The sequence below is a fragment of the Aeromonas sp. ZOR0002 genome (assembly GCF_963866995.1).
Classification (GTDB): Bacteria; Pseudomonadota; Gammaproteobacteria; order Enterobacterales; family Aeromonadaceae; genus Aeromonas; species Aeromonas caviae.
In genome coordinates this window covers 41251-51527 of record NZ_CAWMFQ010000173.1, presented here as the reverse complement: position 1 = coordinate 51527, position 10277 = coordinate 41251, and the positions used below count along the sequence as shown (strand labels likewise).

General features: G+C 63.0%; 11 protein-coding genes. 6 read left to right on the top strand and 5 right to left on the bottom strand.

Annotation, left to right across the window (positions count from 1 at the left end; genetic code table 11):
- From AACR77_RS10210 to AACR77_RS10200, 3 genes are all read right to left on the bottom strand, one after another.
- On the bottom strand, positions 1-1234 hold a 1234-nt coding region (locus tag AACR77_RS10210), incomplete at its 3' end, for an N-acetylmuramoyl-L-alanine amidase (protein WP_042881222.1).
- Complete coding sequence (tsaE, locus tag AACR77_RS10205) at positions 1225-1698, bottom strand: tRNA (adenosine(37)-N6)-threonylcarbamoyltransferase complex ATPase subunit type 1 TsaE (protein WP_029313846.1); 474 nt, start codon at positions 1696-1698, stop codon at positions 1225-1227. The genes tsaE and AACR77_RS10210, both read right to left, overlap by 10 nt.
- 17 nt (positions 1699-1715) lie before the next feature.
- Positions 1716-3218, bottom strand: coding sequence for a bifunctional ADP-dependent NAD(P)H-hydrate dehydratase/NAD(P)H-hydrate epimerase (locus tag AACR77_RS10200; protein ID WP_042881225.1), 1503 nt, complete (start codon positions 3216-3218; stop codon positions 1716-1718).
- A gap of 99 nt (positions 3219-3317) precedes the next feature.
- Between AACR77_RS10200 and queG the strand changes: the two genes are divergently transcribed.
- Both queG and ppgK read left to right on the top strand, forming a co-directional pair.
- The gene (gene queG / locus AACR77_RS10195; RefSeq protein WP_042881220.1) at positions 3318-4472 is read left to right on the top strand and encodes a tRNA epoxyqueuosine(34) reductase QueG; all 1155 of its coding nucleotides are present in this window, start codon (positions 3318-3320) and stop codon (positions 4470-4472) included.
- A gap of 83 nt (positions 4473-4555) precedes the next feature.
- The gene (ppgK, locus tag AACR77_RS10190) at positions 4556-5299 is read left to right on the top strand and encodes a polyphosphate--glucose phosphotransferase (protein ID WP_010673187.1); all 744 of its coding nucleotides are present in this window, start codon (positions 4556-4558) and stop codon (positions 5297-5299) included.
- A 52-nt stretch (positions 5300-5351) separates the two neighbouring features.
- Here ppgK and AACR77_RS10185 read toward each other — a convergent pair whose 3' ends face one another.
- Entirely contained in the window at positions 5352-5807 is a 456-nt protein-coding gene (locus AACR77_RS10185; RefSeq protein WP_039040959.1) for a hypothetical protein, read from the bottom strand.
- Positions 5808-6279: 472 nt separating this feature from the next.
- On the opposite strand from AACR77_RS10185, the gene metN reads away from it, so the two are divergent.
- From metN to rfaH, 4 genes are all read left to right on the top strand, one after another.
- Complete coding sequence (gene metN / locus AACR77_RS10180; protein ID WP_039040957.1) at positions 6280-7323, top strand: methionine ABC transporter ATP-binding protein MetN; 1044 nt, start codon at positions 6280-6282, stop codon at positions 7321-7323.
- Positions 7304-7957 (top strand): methionine ABC transporter permease, encoded by a 654-nt coding sequence (locus AACR77_RS10175; protein WP_029313844.1) that lies wholly within the window; start codon positions 7304-7306, stop codon positions 7955-7957. Before metN ends, AACR77_RS10175 begins: the two co-directional genes overlap by 20 nt.
- A 26-nt stretch (positions 7958-7983) precedes the next feature.
- Complete coding sequence (gene metQ, locus AACR77_RS10170; protein WP_010673183.1) at positions 7984-8784, top strand: methionine ABC transporter substrate-binding lipoprotein MetQ; 801 nt, start codon at positions 7984-7986, stop codon at positions 8782-8784.
- A gap of 97 nt (positions 8785-8881) precedes the next feature.
- The gene (rfaH, locus tag AACR77_RS10165) at positions 8882-9382 is read left to right on the top strand and encodes a transcription/translation regulatory transformer protein RfaH (protein ID WP_010673182.1); all 501 of its coding nucleotides are present in this window, start codon (positions 8882-8884) and stop codon (positions 9380-9382) included.
- 167 nt (positions 9383-9549) lie between these two features.
- Here rfaH and AACR77_RS10160 read toward each other — a convergent pair.
- Positions 9550-10277 (bottom strand): methyl-accepting chemotaxis protein (locus tag AACR77_RS10160; protein WP_042881218.1); only part of this gene is annotated, 728 nt, incomplete at its 5' end.

Genomic DNA, 10277 nt, shown 5'->3' with positions numbered 1-10277 from the left:
CCTGCTGCGTTGGCTGGGCAGCCGGCTTGCTGACAGCGACCGGCTTGCTGGCAGGCGCCTGACGCGGCGGGGCGGCAACCTGGCCCTTGCCGGTGAGCATGGGCCCCTTGGTCGGATGACTGCGGTAATAGTTGCGGATCCCCTCGAAGATGGCCCGGGCCAGCTGATCCTGATAGCTGGCGGTGGCCAGCAGTTTCTCCTCGGCGTGGTTCGAGATAAAGCCCGTCTCCACCAGTACCGAGGGGATGTCCGGCGCCTTCAGCACCGCCAGGCTCGCATGTTCCGGCGCCTTCTTGTGCAATCTGGCCACCCGGCCGAGCGAGCGCAGGATCTGGCGGCTGACGTCATAGCCTTCAGCCCGCGACTTGTCCATGGAGAGATCCAGGAAGGTCTGCGCCAGATAGGGGTTGGGATCAGACTCGGCCAATACCTTGCCAACGCCCCCCAGCAGCTCCCCCTGCTTCTCCTGCTTCTCGAGCCAGCTACCCATCTCGCGGTTGGCGCGATTGGTCGACAGCACCCAGACGGAGGCGCCGCGAGGAGTCGAGTTGTGGAAGCTGTCGGCATGCACCGACACCAGCAGGTCTGCCTTGGCCTTGCGGGCGATTTCGGAGCGTTTGTTGAGATCGACGAAGTAGTCGCCACGGCGGGTCAGCACGGCTCGCATGCCGGGCTCCCGGTCGATGAGGGCCGCCAGCTTCTGGGAGACCGCCAGGGTCACCCGTTTCTCGTAGGTGCGGCGCGGGCCGATGGAGCCCGGGTCTTCCCCGCCGTGACCAGGATCGATGGCGATGACGATGGCCTTGCCGTGTCCCCCGACGGGAGCGGGCTGCGCCGCAGCGCTCCCCTTCTCTTCATAGGGAAGATCGATCACCAGACGGTGGCCATAGGGGCCTGCCGGCGCCAGCGGGAAGACCACCGGCTTGATGGCAGAGCCGAGATCCAGCACCAGTCGCAGGCCCCCCTTCTCCAGCGGCGTGCTCTCGCGGATCTTGCGCACCAGCTCGCTCTTGTTCTCGATGCGGGCCAGGTTGGTGGCGTTGCTCGCCCCTTTCAGGTCGATGACCAGACGGTTCGGACCGGTCAGGGTGAAGTAGTTGAAATTGGGGGCGCTGCTCATGTCGAGCACCACCCGGGTGTTGTCCGGTGATGGCCACACCCGCACACTCTTGAGCTGATTGGCCCAGGTGGGCAATGCCATCAGGGAGAGAACAAAAACAAGGATCACGCGCACTGAGATGACAACCGTTCCAGAATGGCTTCGCCGATAGCAGTGCGGGCATCAATCTGCACCTCGCGCTGCTCGTTTGCATAACTCAGGGTGATCTCGAGATCCGGGGCTGGCAGCCAGCCGTCGCCCTTCTCTGGCCACTCCACCAGGCAGAGGGTATCGGCGGCGAAATAGTCGCGAATGCCCATGAACTCCAGCTCTTCCGGGTCCGCCAGTCGATAGAGATCGAAGTGATAGACCTGCCACTGGGCAAGCTCATAGGGTTCCACCAGGGTATAGGTCGGACTCTTGACCTTGCCCTCATGACCCAGTCCCTGCACCCAGCCTCGGGTCAGGGTGGTTTTGCCGGCCCCGAGGGCACCGTGCAGAAATACCGTGGTGGCCTGCTGGCACGCCTTTGCCAGACGGCCACCCAGCGCCACTGTTGCTGCCTCGTCCGGCAGTGTCATCATCAAGGTTTTTGCCATGTTCTTCTTGTTACTTGTTACTGTGTCGGATTAACCAGACGACGGATCCAGGGCAGCAGATCCGATGCCAGCATGCCCCTCTCACCCTCGGCAGCGGCCAGATCGGCGGCCTCTGCGTGGATCACGGCCCCGAGTCGGGTGGCCATGCCCGCAGACCAGCCCTGAGCCAGAAGGGCGGCGATTATACCAGACAAGAGGTCACCCATGCCGCCACTGGCCATGCCGGGGTTGCCCTCGTCGCACAGGGAAATGCGCCTGCCGTCGCAGATGAGCGACCCCGCCCCCTTGAGCAACACCACACCACCGTAGCGCTGTTGCAGTCGCGAGACGGCCGCAAACCTGTCCCCCTCGACCTCGGCGATGGAGCAACCCAGCAGGCGAGCCGCCTCCCCGGGGTGGGGTGTGAGCACCCAATTATCCTGATGACGGGGGGCCTGCGCCAGCCAATTCAATCCATCGGCGTCCAATACCAGTGGCACGGCGGCTCCGATGCCCTGTTCGAACCGGGCCCGGCCCCACCCATCCTGACCGAGCCCGGGGCCCAGTACCTGCACCGATGCCCACCCTTCATCCATGTCCGCCGGGCATCCCATCAGCTCGGGTTGAACCAGGCTGGCCGCCGGGCAATCCGGGTGCTGGCGCAGGCGTACCAATCCCGCCCCCGCCCGCAGACAGGCCTGACCCGCCAGCAGGATGGCCCCCTGCATGCCGAGGTTCCCCCCCGTCAGCAGTACCTTGCCGCTGTGTCCCTTGTGAGCCGAGCGCCTGCGCGGGGTCAGCAACCCCTTGAGGCTGGGATAATCGATCCGCTCGGCAGCGGGAACCCGTTCCTCCCCCGGCGTCACTCCCAGGGGATCCCGGTCGAGGTGGCCGACTCCGTCTACCCCGTCGGCGGTGAGCATGCCCTGCTTGATGCCGATGAAAGTGAGGGTGCGGGTGGCACGCACCAGTGCGCCCATGGCGCGGCCGGTGTCGGCATGGAGACCGGAGGGAAGATCCACCGCCAGCACGGGCGCGTTCAAGCCATTGATTGTTGCGACGATCTTTGTCATTGACGAGGAGAGGGGAAGCTGGACGCCGGTACCGAGCAGTGCGTCTATGACCAGATCCGGCGGCGGCAGCGTGATGGGCAGCAGATCCTCGGCCATGGTCACGCTCCCCCCCGATGCGAGCCACTCTTCGGCAGCCCGCCTGGCATCTCCCCTCAGCAGGCCGGGAGCCCGGGCGGCAATCACCAAAGGCTCGAGGCCGATGCGCCGGGCAAGGCGGGCCAGCACGTAGCCATCCCCACCGTTGTTGCCAGGGCCGACGAAGATCCACCACTGGCGGCTGTCGGGCCAGTGGTGACAGGCATAGTTGCACAGCGCACTCCCAGCCCGCTCCATCAGCACATAGAGGGGCAACCCCTCGTGCTCGGCCCAGCGCCGTTCCATGCTGCGGATCTGCTCGGCCCGCCACAGGGGTTGTGCTAGACTCTCCCACTCATTTTTGCGGATAGCGTCCCCGAACACCTCTACCATGACGGCCCCCACGTTTCATCATCCCATGACCCGGCAACTGGCACGCCATATTGACGCCCTGCGCCTGCCATACTCCTGCAGGCAGAGGGGAGATGCTGCATGACGGCTGCCGAACTTGCGCAACTGGCCCACGATATCAAGCTCTGGGCAAGGGAGCTAGGATTTGACCAGGTCGGCATCACCGACACCGACCTCACCCTGGAAGAGCCAAGGTTGCAGGCCTGGCTGGATGCCGGTTATCACGGCACCATGGACTACATGGCGCGCCACGGCATGATGAGAGCCCGCCCCCACGAGCTGTTGCCGGGCACCTTGCGGGTCATCTCGGTGCGGATGAACTACCTCCCGTTCGAGGCGGGCTTTGCCGCCACCCTGCGCGATCCCACCCTCGGCTACATCAGCCGCTATGCCCTCGGCCGCGACTACCACAAGGTGCTGCGCAATCGACTCAAACAGTTGGGGGAGCGCATCGAGCTGCGGTGCGAAACCCTGTTGCAGGCGACGGGACAAACCCTGGGCGAGTGGCGCCCCTTCGTCGACTCGGCCCCTATTCTGGAAAGGCCGCTGGCGGCCAAGGCCGGCCTTGGCTGGGTGGGCAAGCACTCGCTCCTGCTCAACGAGTCCGCCGGCTCCTTCTTCTTTCTGGGAGAATTGCTCATCGCCCTGCCGCTGCCCGTGGATGCCCCGGTGGAGAAGGAGCAGTGTGGCAAGTGCGTGGCCTGCATCAACATCTGCCCCACCGGTGCCATCATCGCCCCCTATGTGGTGGACGGACGGCGCTGCATCTCCTATCTCACCATCGAGAACGACGGCCCCATTCCCGAGGAGTTCAGGCCGCTCATGGGCAATCGCATCTATGGCTGTGACGACTGCCAGCTCATCTGCCCCTGGAACCGCTATGCCGATGCCAGCCCGGAGCCCGATTTCAGTCCGCGCCCCAATCTGCACCGCCCGCCCCTCTTGACCTTGTGGGGCTGGAGCGAGGCCGAATTTCTCAAACACACGGAAGGCAGCCCCATCCGCCGCATCGGCTATCATCGCTGGCGCCGCAACCTGGCGGTGGCCCTTGGCAACGGGCCGGCCAGCAGCGAGGTCCTGGCCACCCTGCAACAGGCGCTGCCTGAGGCGGCGCCCATGGTGGCCGAGCATATCGAGTGGGCGCTGGCGACCCTGGCCAGGCGTCAGCAGGAAGAGAATAAAAAGACGCGATTGCTGATCCGCTGCATCGAAAAAGGTCTGCCGGATCACGCATAAGTGATCTGGCACTTGCCGGATCGCAGCCATTTTTTCATGCTCTGCCGACCATTGAACATCGGCACAATAAAAGGAAGATTCTGATGCAGATGCTGGGAGTAGATATTGGGGGGTCCGGGATCAAGGGCTGCCTGGTCGACACCGAAACCGGGGAGCTGATTGGCGAACGCCACCGCATCGCCACACCGCAACCGGCAACCCCGGCCGCCGTGGCACACACCCTCAAGGCGCTGGTCGAGCACTTCCAATGGAAGGGCCCAGTGGGGTGCGGTTTTCCCGCCACCATCCACAACGGCATCGCCAAGAATGCCTCCAACATCGACAAGAGCTGGATTGAGACCGATGCCGCCCACCTGTTTGCCGATGTGACCGGCCTGCCCTGCCATGTCCTGAACGACGCCGATGCGGCCGGTCTGGCGGAGATGCGCTTTGGCACCGGGCAGGATCGCCAGGGGGTCATCATTCTCATCACCGTCGGCACCGGCATCGGTACCGCCGTCTTCGTCAATGGCCAGTTGCTGCCCAATACCGAACTGGGTCACCTGATGCTGGAAGGCATGGTGGCCGAACACTATTGCTCCGATGCGGTGCGCAAGCGCGAGGATCTTTCCTGGGGCCGCTGGGGCAAACGTTTCAACAAATACCTGGCTCGCCTGGAGTTTCTGTTCTCCCCCGACCTCTTCATCCTGGGGGGCGGCAGCGCCGCCAAGCTCGACAAGTTCATCGACAAGATTGAGACCCGGGCTCCCCTGGTGGCGGCCGCGAACCTCAACCAGGCCGGCATCATAGGCGCCGCCCTCTATGGCGCGGCCCGGCAAGGGGGCTGACCGCCAGCAACATCAGAAGACCCGGCCCGTGCCGGGTCTCTCTCATCCGGGCTCAGAGATCGTCGAGGCGATGAGCACCGTGTACCAGACGGGTCAGGCGGGATTGGGCCATGGAGGCCAGGGCTTTCAGCAGCGCCGCCGTGTCGGGCGTGGGGCACTCCCGGGCCAGACGTTCCAGCTCGCCGATGAGCCTCTCCTCCTGGCGTGACACCAGGGCCACTATCTCCGCGGGCTGGGTTGTGGCGGGCAGCGCCAGACGATCCCCCTCGGCCAGCAGATCCTCGCCAAACCCCTGATCCAGCCAGGTCTCCTTCACCGCGCTGCCCATCTGCTCGCGATAATCGTGCAGATGAGCCGCCGCGGCATCCTCCCGCCCTTGCAGATAGGCCAGCAACATCCTGCTGCGCTCAGCATCCACCCGGGGGATCTGGCGCCCGTAAATGCGCCCTTGCCGATGATGAAGCTCCTCGAGATAGAGCATCAGGTCCTTGATCTGTTGGAATCGCATCTCGCCTCCCTCCTGGCATCCACCTTCAACCAGTATAGGGAGCTGGCATGTCGACACGGCCACGAACTGGTCATTTATTGTTCTGCATCAAGGAGATGGAAAAGAAAGCAGAAAAAGAGACTGCAGGAGGAAGGGGAAACCGGCAGCGAGGCTGCCCGGACAACCGGGCACCTTGTCCGAAGGGGAAACATCAAATCGACGACATAAGAGATATTTACCAGCTTATATTCGGACTAGAGTCATCAAATCGGAATCTAATATTGATGCTGGTGGTGATACCTCCACACCATAGTCAAATGGCGGGAATCCTTATCCATTTTTTAGACGTCTAGACGTAAAAACATGCGTTGACACAGCCATCCGGACATCTTAGCATCATCCTCCATGATGACAGAGCTACCCAGTGAAACCTCTGCCCAATTTACCCGCCTGTAGCGCCCTGTGCTTTAAGGCTGTTAGCACGGAAGAATCCATGATTAAGTTGATCGGTCTCAACAAAGTCTACGGTAAAGGCAGTGATGCCGTGCACGCCCTGCGTGACGTGAGCCTGCATGTGCCCCAAGGCAAGATCTTCGGGGTGATCGGTGCCTCCGGTGCCGGCAAGAGTACCCTCATCCGCTGCGTCAATCTGCTGGAGCGCCCCACCGAGGGGCAGGTCATCGTCGATGGCCAGGACCTGGTCGCCCTGAGCGAGCGGGATCTGACTCAGGCTCGCCGCCAGATCGGCATGATCTTCCAGCACTTCAACCTGCTGGCCTCTCGCACCGTCTCCGCCAACATCGCCTTCCCGCTAGAGCTGGCGGGCTGGAGCAAGGACAAGATCCAGAGCCGGGTCAGCGAACTGCTGGCCCTGGTCGGGCTGGAAGCCCGTGCCCACGCCTATCCGTCCGAGCTCTCCGGCGGGCAGAAGCAGCGCGTCGCCATCGCCCGAGCCCTGGCACCGGCTCCCAAGGTCCTGCTGTGCGACGAGGCCACCTCGGCCCTCGACCCCCAGACCACCCGCTCGATCCTGACCCTGCTCAAGGAGATCAACGTCAAGCTGGGGCTCACCATACTGCTCATCACCCACGAAATGGACGTGGTGAAGGGGATCTGCGACGAAGTGGCCATCATCAGCGACGGCCGTCTGATCGAACAGGGGGAAGTGGCCTGGTTCTTCAGCAATGCCAAGACCCAGCTGGCCCGGGATTTCATCCACTCCACCATCCACCTGGAAGTGCCCCAGGAGTATCAGGATCGGATGAGTAGCGACCGGGTGCCCGGCAGCTATCCCCTGGTGAAGCTCGGCTTTACCGGGACCACGGTGGATTCACCGCTGATTTCCGAGGCGAGCCGCCGTTTCAACATCGACATCAGCATCCTGAGCGCAGACATCGAATACGCCGGTGGCGTCAAGTTCGGCTTCCTGCTGGCGGAACTGTTCGGGGACGAGGCCCAGTGCGAGGCCACCCAGCAGTTCCTCATCGACAACCACATTCAGCTGGAGGTAATGGGTTATGTCCGAAGCAATGATTAATCTGCTGATTTCGGCTCTGGGCGACACCCTCATCATGGTGTTTGCCTCCGCCCTGTTCGGCTGCCTGCTCGGCCTGCCGCTCGGCGTGGCGCTGCACGTGACCAAGGCAGGCCAGATCCTGGCCAATCCGCTGCTCAACAAGGTCCTGGGCGTCATCGTCAACGTCGGTCGCTCGGTGCCCTTCATCATTCTGCTGGTCGCCATCATTCCGTTGACCCGCTTCATCGTCGGCACCAGCATCGGCACCATCGCCGCCATCGTGCCGCTGACCGTGGGCTGCATTCCCTTCATCGCCCGCCTGGTGGAAGGGGCCCTGATGGAGGTGCCTGACGGTCTGCTGGAAGCGGCCAAGGCCATGGGGGCCAAGCCCCTGCAAATCATCGCCAAGGTGCTGCTGCCCGAGGCCCTACCGGGGATCCTCAACAGCGTCATCATCACCCTCGTCACCCTGGTGAACTACTCCGCCATGGCTGGTGCCATCGGAGGCGGTGGTCTCGGTGATGTGGGTATTCGCTACGGCTACCAGCGTTTCGATCCCACCGTCATGCTGGTCACCGTGGTCATTCTGGTTGTGCTGGTTCAACTCATCCAGAGCGCGGGTGAGCGCCTGGTCAAACAATGTGATCATCGTTAATCGTCGATTTCTGACAGGAGGTTTTTATGAAATTGGGCATCAAATCCGCAGCAGCTGCGCTGCTGGCAACCCTGGTACTGGTCGGCTGCGGCCAGAAAGAAGAGAACAAGACCCTGAAGGTGGGCGCCATCGCCGGTCCCGAGACCGAGCTGGTTGAGACCGCGGCCAAGGTGGCCAAGGAAAAATACGGCCTGACCGTCGAAGTGGTCACCTTCTCCGACTACGTCACCCCGAACGTGGCCCTGAACGACGGCAGCGTCGACGTCAACGCCTTCCAGCACAAGCCCTACCTGGATGCCCAGATCCGTGATCGCGGCTTCAAGCTGGTGCCGGTCGGCAACACCTTCGTCTACCCGATCGCCGGTTACTCCAAGAAGGTCAAGGCCCTGTCCGAGCTGAAAGACGGTGCCCAGATCGCGGTGCCGAACGATCCGACCAACCTGGGTCGCTCCCTGATCCTGCTGGAGAAGCAGGGCCTGCTGAAGCTGAAAGAGGGTGCCGGTCTGGAAGCGACCGTACTGGACATCGCCAGCAACCCGCGCAACTTCAAGATCGTCGAGCTGGAAGCCGCACAACTGCCGCGCTCCCTGGAAGACGTGGATCTGGCCATCATCAACAACACCTTCGCCGGTCAGATTGGTCTGACCCCGACCGAGAACGGCCTGTTTGTCGAAGACAAGGAGTCCCCCTACGTCAACCTGATCGTTGCTCGCGAGAACAACAAGGACGACGAGAAGGTCAAGGAGTTCGTCCAGTCCTTCCAGACCGACGAGGTCTTCAAGAAGGGAACCGAACTGTTCAAGGGCGGTCTGGTGAAAGGTTGGTAATCACTCACTCTGGAAAAAAGGCCACGTCAAGCGTGGCCTTTTTTTTTACCCCCGTTATCATAGCCAGAAGCACGGCAACACGAAAAACAGAACAACAATGAAGAAATGGTATCTGGCCTACTGCAAACCCAAGGAAGAGGCCCGCGCCCGCGCCCATCTGGCAGCCCAGGGCGTTGAATCCTATTACCCCATGGTCGAGATTGAAAAACTGCGGCGAGGCAAGCGCGTGCCCCAGCGCGAGCCCATGTTCCCCAACTACCTCTTCATCTACGTGGATCTGGAAGAGGTCACCCCAGTCACCCTGAAATCGACCCGGGGCATCAGTCGCATCATCCACTTCGGCAAGGAGTGGACCCCCGTCAGCAGCCAGCTGATCTACCGGCTCATGAGCCGGGACGACAGCGACGAGGCGCGCGCCAGCTATGCCCGTCTGCCGACCCAGGGAGACAAGGTACTTATCGAATCCGGCCCCCTCGCCGGGTTTGAAGCCATCTATCTGGAGCCGGATGGCGAAAAGCGGGCCATCCTGCTGGTCAACCTGCTCAACCAGGAGACCTGCAGCAGCTTCGAAAACCAGGCCTTCCGCCGCCTGGAGTGACCCGTACTGCCGGCAGAAAGAGCCACAGGGCAGTACACAAGACACCATCCCCCTGCTCCCGAACGGTCAGGACCGCACCTGCGTCGTGCATTCTTCCACCACCAGGTTATCGGGCCGAAAAAAACGGGGCAGACCCAGAGGTCTGCCCCGTTTTTCTCTCCCTTGCGTCAGGCATCCAGTTCGAATCGGCTGATGGCCGATGTCAGTCTCCCCGTCTCCCGGGTCAGGCGGGCGGCGATCTGCTCCCCCTGCTGGCCATGCTCGCTGGACTGATGGCTGAGCCCGGCAATCTCCTCCACCGTGCCCGCCACCTCCTGCGCCGCCCTTGACTGCTGCTCGGTGGCGGTGGCGATGGCGGCAAGCTGGCCGCTGAGATCCTGCACCAGCGTCGCCATCGACTCCAGGGTCTCGGTCACCGAGGCCACGGCACCGCGCCCCTGCTCCACCAGCAGGGTACCGCTGCCCACGGTATCCGCGGTCTCCCGGGTCTGCTGCTGGATGCTGGCAATGGTCTGGTTGATCTCCATGGTCGATGCGCTGGTGCGGCTGGCCAACTGCCTCACTTCATCGGCCACCACGGCAAATCCCCGTCCCTGCTCACCGGCCCGCGCCGCCTCGATGGCCGCATTGAGTGCCAGCAGATTGGTCTGCTCGGCAATGGTGGCGATCACTTCGGTGACCCTCCCCACCTGCTCGCTCTGGCTGCTGAGCTGCGTCATCGCCTGGTTTGCCTGGGCAATCATGGCACCAATCTGCGCCATGGTGGTCCCCATGCGGGCGAGGGCCTGCTCCCCCTCCCTTGCCTGTTGCTCGGTCTGGCGAGCCGCTCCCGCCGCGTCCGCAATGTTGCCCGCCACATCCCGGGTACTGACCGACATCTGCTCGATGGCGGCTG

Bases quoted from the DNA above. Each gene is read 5' to 3' on its own strand.
- queG (WP_042881220.1), top strand. From the start codon at position 3,318: ATGACGGCTGCCGAACTTGCGCAACTGGCCCACGATATCAAGCTCTGG.
- AACR77_RS10185 (WP_039040959.1), bottom strand. From the start codon at position 5,807: ATGCGATTCCAACAGATCAAGGACCTGATGCTCTATCTCGAGGAGCTT.
- AACR77_RS10175 (WP_029313844.1), top strand. From the start codon at position 7,304: ATGTCCGAAGCAATGATTAATCTGCTGATTTCGGCTCTGGGCGACACC.
- metN (WP_039040957.1), top strand. From the start codon at position 6,280: ATGATTAAGTTGATCGGTCTCAACAAAGTCTACGGTAAAGGCAGTGAT.
- ppgK (WP_010673187.1), top strand. From the start codon at position 4,556: ATGCAGATGCTGGGAGTAGATATTGGGGGGTCCGGGATCAAGGGCTGC.
- metQ (WP_010673183.1), top strand. From the start codon at position 7,984: ATGAAATTGGGCATCAAATCCGCAGCAGCTGCGCTGCTGGCAACCCTG.
- rfaH (WP_010673182.1), top strand. From the start codon at position 8,882: ATGAAGAAATGGTATCTGGCCTACTGCAAACCCAAGGAAGAGGCCCGC.
- tsaE (WP_029313846.1), bottom strand. From the start codon at position 1,698: ATGGCAAAAACCTTGATGATGACACTGCCGGACGAGGCAGCAACAGTG.
- AACR77_RS10200 (WP_042881225.1), bottom strand. From the start codon at position 3,218: ATGGTAGAGGTGTTCGGGGACGCTATCCGCAAAAATGAGTGGGAGAGT.